The 15,617-nt window shown below is 67.2% G+C and carries 8 protein-coding genes; 4 read left to right on the forward strand and 4 right to left on the reverse strand.

What is annotated here, in order from left to right:
* Positions 1-91 precede the first annotated feature (91 nt).
* The gene (locus JQX13_RS49400; protein ID WP_203406333.1) at positions 92-3,889 is read left to right on the forward strand and encodes a carbohydrate binding domain-containing protein; all 3,798 of its coding nucleotides are present in this window, start codon (positions 92-94) and stop codon (positions 3,887-3,889) included.
* A gap of 69 nt (positions 3,890-3,958) precedes the next feature.
* Here JQX13_RS49400 and JQX13_RS49405 read toward each other — a convergent pair whose 3' ends face one another.
* Complete coding sequence (locus tag JQX13_RS49405; protein ID WP_203406334.1) at positions 3,959-4,321, reverse strand: hypothetical protein; 363 nt, start codon at positions 4,319-4,321, stop codon at positions 3,959-3,961.
* Positions 4,318-6,123 carry a hypothetical protein gene (locus tag JQX13_RS49410; RefSeq protein ID WP_203406335.1) on the reverse strand — a complete coding sequence of 602 codons (1,806 nt, stop codon included), beginning with the start codon at positions 6,121-6,123 and terminating at the stop codon, positions 4,318-4,320. Before JQX13_RS49410 ends, JQX13_RS49405 begins: the two co-directional genes overlap by 4 nt.
* A 527-nt stretch (positions 6,124-6,650) precedes the next feature.
* On the opposite strand from JQX13_RS49410, the gene cglD reads away from it, so the two are divergent.
* Positions 6,651-9,440, forward strand: a complete 2,790-nt coding sequence (cglD, locus tag JQX13_RS49415; protein ID WP_203406336.1) for an adventurous gliding motility lipoprotein CglD — start codon at positions 6,651-6,653, stop codon at positions 9,438-9,440.
* A 102-nt stretch (positions 9,441-9,542) separates the two neighbouring features.
* Here the strand turns inward: cglD and JQX13_RS49420 are convergent, their stop codons facing one another.
* Together JQX13_RS49420 and JQX13_RS49425 are read right to left on the reverse strand one after the other, a co-directional pair.
* Entirely contained in the window at positions 9,543-10,019 is a 477-nt protein-coding gene (locus tag JQX13_RS49420) for a hypothetical protein (RefSeq protein ID WP_203406337.1), read from the reverse strand.
* Between the two features lie 274 nt (positions 10,020-10,293).
* The gene (locus tag JQX13_RS49425) at positions 10,294-12,447 is read right to left on the reverse strand and encodes a M13 family metallopeptidase (RefSeq protein ID WP_203406338.1); all 2,154 of its coding nucleotides are present in this window, start codon (positions 12,445-12,447) and stop codon (positions 10,294-10,296) included.
* A 143-nt stretch (positions 12,448-12,590) separates the two neighbouring features.
* Between JQX13_RS49425 and JQX13_RS49430 the strand changes: the two genes are divergently transcribed.
* Entirely contained in the window at positions 12,591-14,411 is a 1,821-nt protein-coding gene (locus tag JQX13_RS49430) for an AAA family ATPase (protein ID WP_203406339.1), read from the forward strand.
* Between the two features lie 571 nt (positions 14,412-14,982).
* Positions 14,983-15,603, forward strand: a complete 621-nt coding sequence (locus JQX13_RS49435) for a CAP domain-containing protein (RefSeq protein ID WP_203406340.1) — start codon at positions 14,983-14,985, stop codon at positions 15,601-15,603.
* Positions 15,604-15,617 lie beyond the last annotated feature (14 nt).

Raw genomic sequence — 15,617 nt, forward strand, 5'->3', positions numbered from 1 at the left:
AAGCCCCGTTTTACCAGGAAAAAGTGACACCCCGCATCAGCCCCACTAATACGCGCGGTGCATTCCCCTCCCCTACCCCCGAGGAGTCCCCGTGCATCGACAGAGGTCGTTGCTGTTGCCCGCCCTGGCGGCGCTCTTGCTGCAAGCCGGGCCAGCGCGAGCGCAGATCGCCGCGTCGCATGTCTATCACAACCACATGCCCAACTTCTGGCCGTACTACGACGTGAGCAAGTACGCGTCCACGCCGACGGGCGGAGCCATCCGTTACACGTACGACGGCCAGGTCATCAACCTGAAGCAGAACCCTCCGTCGAACTACACGTACTACCTGCCGTCGGGCGCGCCGATGCCGCACGATGACCTGGTCACGTACTACTCGCACCACGCGAAGACGGGCGCGTACATGTCCTGGCCCGGGAACGTGGCCGCGGACATGAACACCAACGCCCCCACCGGGCAGATCCACGTGACCATGTCCGGGGCGGTGGTGAACAACGTCCAGGATCTCAACACCCTGCAGAACGTCTCCGGCTACAACAACATCCACTGGGGCGCCTCCTGGAGGGACCGGTACAACACCCTGCGCACCCCGGCGGGCAACCGGACGCTGGATCTCATCCACTTCACAGGCCACCACACCATGGGGCCGCTGGTGGGACCGGACTACTTCCTCAAGGATCTCATCAACCAGAGCGCCACCCTCGCGCAGCCCTACTTCCTGGGGAGCAACTTCCAGTCCTCCAAGGGCTTCTTCCCCACGGAGCTCGGCTTCTCCGAGCGCCTCATCCCCACGCTCGCGAAGCTGGGCATCCAGTGGTCCGTCATCGGAGACAACCACTTCTCGCGCACGCTCGAGGACTATCCCTTCCTGAATGATCCGGGCTCCGACACGCTGGTGTCGCCGCCCAACCGCGCGGACCTGCAGAACACCAGCAACGTGGGCAGCTGGGTGAGCATGCAGATGGCGCACGAGCAGCAGGTCATCCGCAACAAGTACCCCTTCGCCTCCACGCCGCACTGGGTGCGCTACGTGGACCCGGCCACCGGCGCCGAGTCACGCGTCGTGGGCATCCCCGTCAACCAGAACGGCTCCTGGCTCGAGGGCTGGGAGGGCGAGGCCACCGTCGACGTCGTCAACCTCAAGAGCTTCGAGGGGCTCGTCCCACAGAAGCAGTTCTTCGTCATCGCCCATGACGGCGACAACTCGGGTGGGCGCGCGGGCTCGGAGACCACCTGGTACAACGGCCGCAGCGTCACCTGCACCGCGGGCGTGCAGTGTCTGGGCATCAGCGAGTACCTCGTCAACAACACGCCCCCCTCCACCGACGTGGTGCACGTGCAGGACGGCTCGTGGGTGGACACGCGCGACTCCTCGTCCGATCCGCAGTGGCACCACTGGAAGCTGCCCTTCGGCATCTGGAAGGGCCAGTTCCCCGCGTTCAACGCGGCCACCGGCCTCAACCTGGCGCCCAAGACGAACCTCAGCGGCGTGCAGGAGGGCATGACGGTCTCCTTCGAGCACGGCTGGCACTACCTGGAGCGCAACTTCGCCCTGCTCCAGGCCGCCCTCAACTACGCGAAGACGGCCGAGCAGATCTGGCTCGACGCGCACCCCAACCATTGGAAGCCCACCACGACGCTGGACAATCAGGTGACCCACGCGGGCAACCAGCTCAACCCGTGGATGATGTCCTTCCCGGTGAAGGGCGATGCGAGCAACGACTGGGCGGGCGGCGCCAACCCCGCGGAGCTGGCCTGGTACTTCCTGCTGCCGGCCATGGACTCGGGCTTCGGCTACTACGACGAGAACCAGGACGACATCGTCAAGCCCACGCTCTCCTTCAACCAGTCGCTCTACTTCTCCAAGCCCTTCGTGCAGGACCGCATCGCCCAGGACAAGACGGGCCCGTCCGTCTGGTGGCCGCAGCGCTGGCCCTACAACCCGGGCAGCGCCAACACGGACAAGTCCGAGGGCTGGACGCTCCACCACTTCAGCAATGCCTTCGCGATCTACACCTACGCGTACGACGTGAGCGGCATCACCAGCATCAAGGCCCGCGTCCGCGTGCACACCCACAAGAGCATCGACCCGCTGGACAACACCCACAAGGTGTATGACCCCGCCGCGCTCAAGGCCGCGGGCGTGCCCAACATCGACACCTCGCGCGTGGGCGCCTGGGTGGACCATCCGCTCACCCGGAGGGACTTGAAGCCCGTCATCAATGGCGTCTCGTGGCAGCCCACCTACCTGCCCGTCATGGCGAAGGTGCCCGCGCAGGAGATCGGCGATCTCTATTACGTCTACCTGGGCAACTACCGGGACCAGCTCCTCGACTACTACATCGAGGCCACCGACAGCCGGGGCAACGTCACCCGGAGCGAGATTCAATCCGTCTATGTGGGCGCGGGCAGGTACAACCTGGTCGGCGGCAAGTACGTCGAGGACATCAACGGCTCGGTGCAGGGCACGTATCCGTTCCTGAGGGTGGACACCACCGCGCCCTCCACGCCCACGGGCCTGACGGCGTCCAGGAAGACGGATCGCTCGGTGACGCTCAGCTGGAGCGCGGCCTCGGACAACGTGGCGGTCGCGGGTTACGACGTCTTCCGCAATGGCTCGCAGGTGGGCTCGAGCACCAGCACGAGCTATACCGACAGCGGACTGACCCCGAGCACCGCGTACAGCTACACCGTGAGGGCGAAGGACGCGGCCGGCAACACCTCGGCGGCCAGCATGGCGCTCTCCGTCACCACCCTGGCACCGGACACCACCGCGCCCTCGGCGCCCACGGGGCTGACGGTGTCGGGCACGACGAGCTCCTCGGCGGCGTTGCTCTGGACGGCCTCCACCGACAACTACGGCGTCGCCAGCTATGACGTGTACCGCAATGGCTCGCTGGTGGCCTCCGTCACGGGCACGAGCTACACGGACACCGGGCTCTCTCCGAGCACCACGTACAGCTACACCGTGAAGGCCAGGGACGCGGCCGGCAACACCTCGGCGGCCAGCGCGGCGCTCTCCGTCACCACCGGCGCCGGCAACACCACCACCGTCTATTACAAGAAGGGCTTCGCCACGCCCTACATCCACTTCCGTCCCGCGGGCGGCACGTGGACCGTCCCTCCGGGCTACCCCATGCCCGACTCGGAGGTTTCCGGCTACGCGAAGTACACCATCAACCTGGGCGCGGCCACGCAGCTCGAGTGCGTCTTCAACAACGGCAGCGGCACCTGGGACAACAACAACGGCAGCAACTACTTCTTCCCCACGGGGACCTCCACCTTCAACGCTGGCACCATCACCGCGGGCGCTCCGTCCGCCGACACCACCGCGCCGAGCGTGCCCTCGGGACTGATGGTGTCGTCCAAGACGGCCACCTCCGTCTCGCTCACGTGGACGGCCTCCACGGACGCCAGCGGCATCGCCGGGTATGACGTGTACCGCAATGGCGCCCTCGTGGGCTCGCCCCCTTCCGCCAGCTACACCGATACGGGCCTGAGCCTCGGCACCACGTACAGCTACACCGTGCGCGCGCGAGACACCGCGGGCAACGTCTCGGCCCTGAGCTCGGCCCTGAGCGTCACCACCAGCACCTCCGGCGCCACCGTCACCTTCAACGAGACGGCCAGCACCGCGGTCGGCCAGAACATCTACATCGTGGGCAGCATCGCCGCGCTCGGGAGCTGGGCCCCCGGCTCCGCCATCCAGCTCTCACCGGACAACTATCCGACGTGGAGCGTGACGCTGAGCCTGCCGGGCTCGACGGCCATCCAATACAAGTACATCAAGAAGGACGGCAGCGGGAACGTCACCTGGGAGAGCGGCACCAACCGTACCTATACGACTCCCGCGAGCGGCACCGCGACGATCAACGACACCTGGAGGTAATCCGGGACAGCCGAAGCCCCGGCGCGAGGCCCATGAGCCTCGCGCCGGTGGCGCCCGAGCGCGCCCGCCTCAGTCCCACTGGATGGTCTCTTCGACAGCGGCGCGAAACCAATCCCAGAACGTCGGGAAGACACTCTCCAGCTCGAAGCCCGCGGAAGCGAAGTCATGGATGATGAGCACCTGCTCTCCATGCCCCTTGCTCCAGCAGGCGATACCGTCGTTGTCCTGTCTGTAGGCGAACGGAAACAGCTCGCGTGAGGGATAGCGCCCCGCCAGGGCCCGAGCCTTCTCCCGAGCGGCTCTGGCTTCCATGAGGTGCCAGGGCATCAGATCCAGGATGCCCTGCCGCACCACCCTCGTGTATCCATGGGGATACACGAGCCAGTCAGGAAGCTTGCCCGCCGTGACCAGATAGGACTCTTCGTTCGTCACGGCTCCACTCCGAACGCGGAGGAAACGCTGGACAGGGTATGGCTGCCGTTCCACGTCCGGTTGAGGGTGATCCACACCCGCCCGGCGCTGGTATCGGAGGAAGCGAAGTAGTCCACGTCCGCCGTCAGCAGCACACCATCCAGATAGAGGCGCTCCGGCACGCCGCCCGACTTGTGAACGAGGAAGACGGGATTCTGGATGTCTCCACCGGCGGCATTCAGGGTCGCGGTGAAGGCACCGGTCGCATCCGGCTGGAGCTCATAGGCTCCGTAGACGCTGTTGTAACCGGGCACCGGATAGGTCGCGGTGTCGGTGCGAGCCACACCGGTGGGACCCGAGAGCACCACCGAGCCTCGCGTCGCGCTGAGCTGCCCCCGAAGCATGCGCTCCATCTGGGTCACCTGGGCCAGCACCGAGCTGGTGCTCTGCCGGCCCATGACCATGGAGACGGAGTAGCTCTGATAGGGATGGCCCGAGAAGGTCCCCTCATAGCCATAGCCATAATAGGACGGACTCCCCACGGCACCGTACATCAAGCCCCAGGCGAGGCGCTTGCTCCGGGTCGGGTTGTAGTCATCCATCTCGTACTGGCACATCTGGTAGGGCCAGTTCCAATTGGGGGGCATGAGCCAGGTACCGAAATCCCCGGCGCCCTGACGGTTCGCGGAGGTATAGCCCCAGTTGGTGTGGAACCAGGTGCCGCCCGTGTTGTGTTGGAGCCAGCTGAGCGTCTGCACCATGCCCATCTCCGCGTCGGCGGTCCGGGAGTAGGCCATCGTGTAGGGGACCACGTTGGGCTGGGTGTAATCCCAGGTGCTCTGGGCCGTGAGCGGCTCGGTGCCAGAAGAGAACTTGTACTTGTCGCCCCACTTCACGCCGTCCACGTAGGAGTTGAGGCCGTCACCATCCCAGGCGATGTCGCCATAGGGAGAACGGGAGTCCGCATTGACTGACAATCCACCGGAGCCGGCGGCGCTGCTGTCGAAGGTGATGGCGTAGATCGGATGGTCCCGTCCCGTGGCGAAGAACCAGTGCACCGTGGCTTTGACGGGGGTGCCATTGATGGGCAGGTTCCAGGAGAACTCGTGGATGGCATGGTGGCGGCCAACGAAGACCTGGCGGTAGTTGCCGGGGATGTTGCCGGAGTGGGTCAACCCACCGGAGCCGTAATGGCTCACCACGTAGCCCCAGCCGTTCCAGAGACCACTGGCGCCCGTGCCCGTGGCCACGCGCTCCTGGGAGCCCAGGTAGAAGCGGAACTGCCGGAGCATGCCGCCGTAACTCCCGCCCGGATCCCGGGAATCATTGCGCGTGAGGACGGCGGTCCGCTGCTGTTTGCCTGAATCCAGCCAGCGGTAGACATCCGAGTCATAGTTTCCAGGCAGCTCGTGGGTCCAGGCGAGAGGCGCCCAGCCCGCCGGGGGAACGGTCACCGTCACCGTCGTGGTCGCCGTGACCGTCCCCAGATCGTTGATGGCCTCGAGCGTATAGGTCGTCGTCACGGTCGGGCTCACCGTCACGCTCGTCCCCGTTACCGTCCCCACGCCCGGCTCGATGATCAGGCTCGTGGCGCCCGCCACCGACCAATTCAGCGTCGTGCTCTGACCCAGGTTGATCGTCGAGGATGCCGCGGTGAAACGCCTGATCACCGGAGGCTGGATCGCCGTCACCGTCGTCAGCTCGAGCCCCACCGTCACGCGGGGAGGATTCCCATCCGGAGTCCCACTGTCGGAAGGGTTCAAGACGATGGGCACACCCACGCCGTCACAACCCAGCAAGGCCACCAGGGGAAGTATCAGCATCAAGGAACTCAGGATCCGGCACATCGTCGGCCTCCTCGCGAGGGGGGGAAAACGCGTATGACAGCCATATCCCCTTCAGCGCGCAATGGTGTCGAGGCTGGCTCCGACGACATGCATCCCCTCCGACGGGCTCGCGTCCGCTGTGGGCCGAAATAGACGATGCCCCGGCACGGATGAGACCCAATCGCCCACACCGGGGCACACAACCCTGCTTCGAGCCGAGTCTCAAATCCCAAGCGTACAAGTCATTGCTTTTGACAGTCTTCACCCCTGGTACGAGAAAAGAAGCCGATTCCAACACAATGAGTCCAGATCAAGACAGAAGGAACTCCCTCGACGGGCGAGCGGTCTCGCCCCCAGACGGAGTGGCTCTCTTGCGGAGGACTCTGATCCGGACCAAAAATCGTGCCCCCAACGAAAACCGCCAATTCGCGCTCGCAAGCGCGTATGATGGCAAGCAGGTACCGCGCGGGGGGGGCGGTTTTCCAGACACGCCAGGGATGCCTGGTTGGAGGAAGAGAGCCCCGATGAATACGCGACAACTGATCAAAGCAGTGCTGCTCGCGACGAGTTTGCTCACAGCGACCGCGTGCCCGGGTAATCCGGATCCGGATCCGGACCCGGGCAACCCCACCGGCCCGGGCAATCCCACCGGCCCGGGAGGTGAGACGCCGCTGCCCACCGATCGCAACGATCCGAACAACGCCACCAAGGACACCGACTGCGACGGTCTGAGCGACAAGACCGAGTTCGAGGTGCTCTACGAGGGGAAGCAGACGCACCCCGGCCTGGCGGATACCGACAAGGACGGGCTCCCGGACGGGCTCGAGGTGGGCGTCACCGAGGCGGTGACCGGCACCAACTGCACCATCACCCCGGACGCGAGCACCGCGGTGAACACGAGCCCCGTCAACGCGGACACCGATGGTGACGGCCTGCCCGATGGCGTGGAGGACGCGAACCACAACGGCAAGGTGGACGATGACGAGACCCACCCGCTCCTCGTGGACACCGACTGTGACGGCCTGCGCGACGGCCCGACCAGCGGGGATGTGAAGGGCGAGGACCAGAACGGCAACGGCATCCGGGAGGCCACCGAAACCGACCCCCGCCGCTTCGACACGGACGGCGATGGCATCTCGGACGGCGTGGAGCTGGGCGTCACCCAGAACCTGGACGCGGCGAACTGCTCCGGAATCTTCCGCCCGGACGTCAACCCCGGCTCGACCACGGACCCGACCAATCCGGACTCCGACGGCGACGGCGTGGCCGATGGCGCCGAGGACAACAACCAGAACGGCGGCAAGGACCCCGGGGAGCTGGACCCCACCGACGGCACCGACGCGTCGGGTCCGGCCGGACAGGTGTGCACCGCCGACAACCTGCGCCCCGTGGTCTTCAAGTCCGAGGAGGGCGCGGACATCAAGCTGGCGCTGCCGCCCACCTTCACGGAGGTCACCCAGATCAAGTCGGGCGACGAGGTGAAGGGTCTGATCGGCTACGACAGCACGACGAAGGTCGCCTTCCTGGCCTTCCGCACCACCCCGCCCGCGGGCGCCACGGATCCGCTCGGCGACGAGGAGGCACTGCAGCCCGCCATCGCGTCCAAGGGCGCCCTGCGCAATCGCATCGCCCAGACGTTCAAGACCTGGGAGGGCTTCGAGGCCGTGCAGGCCAACTATGATCAGGCCGGCACGAGCACGGACCTCAAGCGCCGCACGGACCAGCTGGTGGACGCGCTGCTGCCGGGCAGCACGGGCCGCCTCAGCAGCGCGGCGGCGGGTGTCACGGGCGACTTCCGGCTCCAGACCCTCTTCGTGCACCGCTCGAACCAGAGCCTCGTGGTGCTCATCGCGGTGGCTCCGCTGACGGGCGTGACGGGCGGCAACCGCAGCACCCCCGCGGCCTTCTCCGTGAAGGACCTCTCGGATGGCTCCGCGCTCGCCCAGTTCGGTGAGCCCACGGCGGCGCAGTGCGAGCTCTTCACCATCCCGATCTCGAAGGTGGACTTCATCTTCGTCGTGGACGACAGCGGCTCGATGGGGACCTCTCAGCAGTCGCTGGCCGCCACCGCCCAGTCCGCGGCGAACGCGCTCAATGCTTCGTCGCTGGACTGGCGCATGGCGCTCGTCACCACGAGCTACCACCTGGGCGCCCCGGGCTCCAGCAACGTGGGCAGGGTGCGCCAGTTCACCCGCAACGTGAACAAGGTGAAGGCCTGGCTCACGCAGAACAGCAAGTGCTCATCAGCTACCCCGGGGACGTGCAGCGGGGTTCCCACCACGCCCGAGCCCGCGACCTGTCCTGGCACTGACGACCCCTCGGAAGGCGTCAACGGTGGCTGCTGGGTGGGTCTGGCGGGTAGCGGCAACGAGGGCCTGCTCGGCGCGGCCCGCAAGGTCGTCGATGACATGACCCCGGGCACCGAGCCGGGCGCCGCCGAGTCCGGCCTCAAGGCGCGCAAGGATGCCCAGCTCGTGGTCATCCTGCTCGGAGACGCGGACGATCAGACCCACAACTACTCCACGACCAAGGCGAACTGCGGGAGCGGCGGAACCAAGGACAAGGCCGGAAGCGAATGTGAGAGTGTCGAGAACTTCAAGAGTTTCTTCGGCAATCGCCTGGAGACGGAGGAGCCCACCAACAAGACGAAGAAGCAGATCACCGTGCACGGCATCGTGTGCCCGTCCGGCCAGGTCTGCGGCTGCACCTCGGGGACCTGCAACCTCTCCAACTCCACCCGTGAGTTCAACCCGCAGCCCATTGGCGGCGTGTCCCAGCTGCGCCACGCGGCGGTGGTCAACGCCACGGGCGGCGTGCTCGGCTCCATCCTCGACACCGCTTCCATCGAGACCTCCATGGAGGCGATCATCGTCGATGCCATCGGCAACGCGGGTTACAAGACCCTCAAGCCGCCCATCGGTGCGTCCATCAAGGTGGCCGCTGAGAACGTGCGAGATCCGGCTGTCTGCAAGACGGGCAACGACATCCCGCGCAACACGGTCAACGGCTTCGACTTCGACGGCAGCGCGCGCACCCTGTCCTTCTTCGGCGCCTGCCGCCCCGCGACCGAGTCCACCAAGGTGGCGGTGTCGTACCAGTACTGGGTGGACCAGGTGAAGGATCCCAACGGCGGCACCCCCTGCGAGGACGATCCGAAGTACAGCCCGACCGAGCCGGATCACTGCGAGGGCCCGACGCTCGGCTGCAACGAGTCGGGCGACCAGTGCGTCTGCAAGCCCGACTGCGGCGGTACGTGCGGCGTGGGTACGACCTGCAACATGGCGACCTGCTCCTGCGATCCGATCCTCAGCTAGCAGCAGGTGTGCTCCGGGCCCGGTGACCGCGGGTCCGGAGCCACGAGGGAGGAGAGCGGCGCCCCCGTTCTCCTCCCGGTCCGCCCGGCGGGGCGTGGTGCGCTACCGCCCGGCGGACACGAGGGCGAAGAGCAACAGGGCCGCCTGCTCCGAGGCGCCTCGCGAGAGGAGCTCGGGCGGCACGGAGATCCGCACCGGAGGCGAGAACCGGCTGTCGCAGCTTCGCGGCCCCTGGTACACGCCCTCGGCGAACGTCAGATCATAGGTGCATTGGTTGATGTAGACGTGGAGCGCCTTCGGGCTGAACCGGAGCTTCGTGCGCCCGTCGATGAAGCCCCCCTCGGCGATCAGGGTGTCTCCCTCCTTGCGAACCTTCAGGTTGATGGGAATGGAGCCGACGACACCGGAGACCCCGTCTTCCTTCAACGTGAGCAACGTCGCCAGGCCCAGGGCCCGTCCCCGCAGCTCCGTCCCGGAGCGGTGGATCTGGAGGTCCGGCGAGAAGACGTCATCCCCGCTGAATTGAAGGTTGAAACTCCTGTAGGGCAGATCCACGGAGATGGCCGGATGCGCGGGCACGCCAACGGCCACTCCCCCCACCAGGAGTCCGATACCCAGAAGCGACCCACGGAACCAGGAGCCTAGACGGGACATGCCACCAGTGTAGACACGTCCAGTGCCCGGCGCTCGCCTGTCTGGCCACCCATCCGGGTCTCGAAGGGAACAGCCCTGGCCCGCCAGGCCGGTACGTGGCCTGCTCCCAAGCCCGGTGGCAAGGGGACCCATGACGTTGACCGGAAACGAAGGAAGGGGTGGACCCGGGAGGCGACCGGTGTCCACCCCTCCCCTCTCCTCACCAGATGCGCACGCGCTGCTCGGGGGCGAGGTAGAGCGCCTGCCCGGGCGTGGCGCCGAAGGCCTCGTACCAGGCATCCAGGTTGCGCACGGTCGAGGCGCGGTACTCGCCCGGCGAGTGCCCGTCCGTCAGCAGGATGCGGCGCAGGGTGGGCTCGCGGTACTTGTTGCGCCAGACCTGACCGAAGCCGAGGAAGAAGCGCTGATCGCCGGAGAAGCCGTCGATCACCGGCGCCGGCCTTCCACCCAGTGACAGCCGGTAGGCGTCATGGGCGATCGCCAGACCGGCGACATCGGCGATGTTCTCACCGAGGGTCAGCTCGCCATTCACCGACACGTCGGGCAGGGGCTTGTAGGCACTGTACTGCGCGACGAGCGTCTTGCTGGCGGCCTTGAACTTCTCCGCGTCCTCCCGGGTCCACCAGTTCGCCAGCTTGCCGCGAGCGTCGAACTGCGCGCCCACGTCGTCGAAGCTGTGGACGATTTCATGCCCGATGACGGAACCGATGCCGCCGTAGTTCACCGCCGGGTCGGCGTTCGGATCGAAGAAGGGCGGCTGGAGGATGGCCGCGGGGAAGATGATGGAGTTCTGCTGCGGGGAGTTCAGCGCGTTCACGAGCTGCGGGACCATGAACCACTCCGACCTGTCGACGGGCTTGCCGAGCTTGCGGAGGTTGCGCTGGTACTCGAAGCGCGACGCGCGCTCGGCGTTGCCGTAGGCGTCCCCACGCACGATCTCCAGCCCCGAGTAGTCCCGCCACTTCTCCGGGTGGCCGATACCGACCTGGAGGGTGGACAACTTCTCCTTGGCGCGCTGCTTCGTCTCCGGGGACATCCACGCCAGCGCGTCGATGCGCTGGCCGAACGCCGCGATGATGTTGCGGACCATCTTGTCCGCCTCCGCCTTGGCTTCCGGCGGGAAGTACTTCTCGACGTAGAGCTTGCCGATGGCCTCGCCCATCGCCCCGCTGGTGACGTCGACGCCACGCTTCCAGCGCTCGCGCAGCTGCTGCGCGCCGGAGAGCACGCGGCCGTTGAAGGCGAAGGACTCGTCGACGAAGGCCTTGGGCAGGTAGGGCGCGGCACGCGCGATGGCGTGGAAGGTCAGGTAGTCCTTCCAGGTCTGCAGGGGCTCGCCGCCAACGAGCTTCGAGATCCCCGTCAACGCGCTCGGCTGCCAGATGATGAACTCGCGCTGCTGCCCGAGGCCCGCGGCGCCGAGGTAGGCGTCCCAGTCGAGACCGGGTGCGCGCCGCGCCAGTTCCTCCCGAGGCCAGGGGTTGTTGGTCTTGGCCACGTCCTGCGTGTCCACCTGGGCCCAATGGACCCGCGCGATGTCGCGCTCGAGCTCGAAGACGCGGCGCGCCCGGGCCTCCGCGTCGGTGATGCCCGCCAGGCGCAGCAGGGTGGCGATGTGCTCCTGGTACTTCTGGCGGATCTCCGTGAACCGGGCGTTGTCGACCAGGTAGTAGTCGCGATCCGGCAGGCCCAGGCCGCCCTGCAGCAGATAGGCGGCGTAGCGCGACGGCTCGTTCAGGTCCTCGGACACCCAGAGGCCGAGGAGCCGGTCCGTGGTGACGTGGCCCATGTTGAGCGCATCCACGTCGGCGCGCAGCGTGTCGCCGAGGGCCGCGGCGAGCTCCTTCCGGTTGGTGATGGAGGCGATGCGGCCGAGCTCGGGCGCGAGCGGTGACACGCCCCTGGCCTCGATGGCCGCCTCGTCCATGAAGCTCGCGAAGAGATCACCCAGCTTGCGCACTTCGCTGCCCGCGGGCGCATTGGAGCTCGAGGCCTCCTCGATCAACGCGCGCGTGCGCCGGCTCGCCTCTTCCGCGAGCGTCGTGAACATGCCGTAGCTCGACCTGTCGGCGGGGATCTCCGTCTTCTGGAGCCAGGTGCCGTTGACGAAGCGGTAGAAGCTGTCGCCGGGCGCGACGGACGGATCCATTCCGGCGGTGTCCACGCCGAAGGCGCCGTAGGTGGGCTTCGGAGAAGGGCGCGGGGCGGCGGACGTCGCGGGTGGCTTCACCTGCGTTGGCGCGGCTGCCTTGTCCAGCGGCGTGGAGGTGGCACAGGCGGCGAGCCACGCGGCCGCGCTGGTCGTGAGCACCACGCGTGCGGTGCCCGGGATACGTCGCTTCTGGGATGTCATAGGGGGGGCCTCTGAGCAGGCGGGAAACCCCGGCCCAACAACGAGGCCCACCGCTTAATCCCGAACCTCGAGAAATCTCTCACCGGGAATGGGAAACAGGCGCGGCTATCCGAGAGTCCGTCTCTGACCTAGACTCTCGCGGATTGAACGCTTGGCGAATCGAGCTTCTCGGCGGCGCACGGGTGGTGGGTGGCGACACCGGAGTACGGCCGTTGGAGCGGAAGACGGCGGCCCTGCTGGCCTACCTCGCGATGGAAGGAGAGACAGCACGAGGGACGCTCGCGGGACTGCTCTGGCCGGACTCCCGTGAAACCACCGCGCGCAACAACCTGTCCCAGGTCCTGCGGCGGCTGAAGGAGCTGCTCGGGGTGGCGGGAGTGGAGGGCCGCGACCCCCTGCACCTGTGCGATACCGTGCCCGTGGACGTGCGGGAGCTCGCGCGCGGCGGCTCCACGTGGACCGGGGACTCCATGGGTGAGCTGCTCGCGGGCCTGTTCTACGAGGACTGCGAGGCGCTGGACGATTGGCTGCGGGGCGCGCGGGCGCGGATGCTGCTCATGCAACAACGGGCGTTGGAGGCGCGGACGTTGCGCGAGGAGCGGGAAGGCCGGCTGCCCGCGGCGCTGGAGACGGCCCAGCGGATGCTCCAGTTGGAGCCCACCTCGGAAGAGGCCTTCCGGCACCTCATGCGCCTGCATCACCGGCTTGGAAACCGGGTGGCGGCCTTGCAGGTCTGGCGGCAATGCGAGGCGGTGCTCCAGATCGAGCTGGGAATGGTCCCCTCGACCGCCACGAGACAGCTCGCGCACGACATCGAGCGCTCGGCTACGCCGCCACCGATCGGTAACGCCCCGGGACGGCGGGCGCTGCCCCTCTCCGTGGTGCACCCTCCGGTGCTCGCGGGTCGCGAGCGCGAATGGGCGCGGATGGAGGGAGCCTGGACGGCGCGCCAGGCCCTGTTCCTGGTGGGGCCTCCGGGAGCGGGCAAATCGCGGCTGATGATGGACTTCGCCCGTTCCCGAGGGCGCTGGCTGTTGTTCACGGCCCGCCCGGGGGACTTCGACGTGCCCTACGCCACGCATGCCCGGAACATTCGAGCGCTGCTGCGGCAACACCCGGAGCTGGTGCTGGAGGACTGGGTGCTGCGCGAGCTGTCGCGGCTGCTCCCGGAGCTGGGCGGAGAGGCCAGGCCCCTGCCCCCACCTCCCGAGGAGAAGGCCCGCTTCTTCGCCGCCATCGTCCACGTGCTGCGCCTGGCGCTGCGGGATGTGGAGGTCCTCGCCTATGACGATGCCCAGTACAGCGATCCCGAGAGCAGCGACCTGGGCTTCTACACCTTCGCCCAGACGCAGGAGGACATGGCCCACGGGCGCTTTCCCCTGGTCATCACCAGCCAGCGCACCGACGAGACCGTCTGGAGCGGGGAACGCATCCGGCAGATAGCCGATGCCGGACTGGGGGAGCTGCTCCAGCTCGAGCCGCTCGACTCCGAGGCGGTACGCACCCTGCTGCGCGGCATGGAGGTGCCCGCGCTGGAGCACATGTCCGAGGACATCGCCCGCTACACCGGTGGCAATCCGTTGTTCGTCGTGGAGACGGTCCGGCATCTCATCGAGTCCGGCGCTCCCGATGGGAGCATCCCCACCACGCTGACGCCTCCGGGTCGGGCCAGGGCCATCATCCAGAAGCGGCTGAGCCGTCTGTCCCCCGAGGCGCTGCGCCTGGCGCAGGTGCTCGCCGTGGCCCGCTCGGACATTGGACTGGAGCAGGCCGCCGCGGCGCTGGAGACGCCGACGGAGCGATTGATGGATGCCTGGCGCGAGCTGGAAGAAGCCGCGCTCGTGCGGGGCGCATGGTTCAGCCATGATCTCCAGGGCGAGGTGCTCCTGGCCGACACGCCCCCCGCCCTCCGCGAGCTGCTCGCCGGAAGACTGGCCCGCTACCGCGCCCCTGGAGCGCCCTGAAGCGCCCCCGGACGGGTCACTTTCCAGTCATGTCCCCGTGCTACCGCACGCCTCCCTGGAGGCCGGCCGGAGGATGCGTACGTCTGCCATTCCAATGACGCCCACGACTCCGGCGTGACCCACCCCGGCTCGACCCTCCCTGCAAGTCATTGGCTCGGTGTCCGGCATGCCAGACACGGGCGATACGACTCTCGGAAACCGAGAACGCACCGCCGGATGACGTGTGCGCACATGAGGCCAGCGGCACCGCCATCACCACCTGCACAACCGTCCTTCGTCTCCTCGATATGGCGCGATCAGGGCCCCGGGAGGACCGTCATACAGCCCTCCTTCGGATGCCCCCTCCTCCGTCGGCGGCGCGAGCGGTCCTCCTGTAGAGGGTGGGCGTCCATGTGGGTGACATGGCGCGCAATCTCGGGAGGGGCGAGACAAGCCTACCATCACACCAGGGGAGCGAGCCTTGATATTTTGAGATGCATTGACAAACATTTCCAGAAGGTATTTATAGCCAATCCCGGCTGTCCCGTTTTGCGCATCTTGAACTTTCTTTACCCCCGGAGAAGAAAGCCCGATGAACCGAAAGCTGAGCGTCCCGTCCATCCTCCTCGGAGTCACCCTGCTCGCGGGCTGCGGAGCCGATGCGCCCCTCACGCACGAGGAAGAGGGGATCGTGGGTGAGCCCCTCGAGGAGACCCTGAACGGAGAAGAGCTCCAGGCCCAGGCCGTCACCCCGGCCGCATACTGTGACGACGTGACCACCTGGGATCCGGCCTGGGAGAACTTCGAGAACCAGGTGCTCACCCTGGTGAACCAGCGGCGCGCGGCGGGTGCGACCTGTGGTGGCGTGGCCAAGCCGAAGGTCGGCCCGCTGACCCTGGACACCCGGCTGCGGTGCGCCGCCCGGAAGCACTCGAAGGACATGGGGACGAACAAGTACTTCGCCCACAACAGCCAGGACGGCACCACCCCGTGGACGCGCATCACCAACGCCGGCTACGTCTGGAGGTCGGCGGCCGAGAACATCGCGGCGGGCCAGAGCACCCCGGCCTCGGTGGTCGATGGCTGGATGAAGAGCACCGGCCACTGCAACAACATCATGAACGGCAACCTCCTGCACCTCGGGGTTGGCTACGCCTACGTCGCCGGCAGCCCCTACGGTCACTACTGGACGCAGGACTTCGGCCGGCAGTAGCGCTCGCGTCATCC

The organism is Archangium violaceum (assembly GCF_016859125.1).
In the GTDB taxonomy this organism is placed as follows: Bacteria; Myxococcota; Myxococcia; order Myxococcales; family Myxococcaceae; genus Archangium; species Archangium violaceum_A.

Bases quoted from the DNA above. Each gene is read 5' to 3' on its own strand.
- JQX13_RS49410 (WP_203406335.1), bottom strand. From the start codon at position 6,123: ATGCTGATACTTCCCCTGGTGGCCTTGCTGGGTTGTGACGGCGTGGGT.
- cglD (WP_203406336.1), top strand. From the start codon at position 6,651: ATGAATACGCGACAACTGATCAAAGCAGTGCTGCTCGCGACGAGTTTG.
- JQX13_RS49425 (WP_203406338.1), bottom strand. From the start codon at position 12,447: ATGACATCCCAGAAGCGACGTATCCCGGGCACCGCACGCGTGGTGCTC.
- JQX13_RS49435 (WP_203406340.1), top strand. From the start codon at position 14,983: ATGAACCGAAAGCTGAGCGTCCCGTCCATCCTCCTCGGAGTCACCCTG.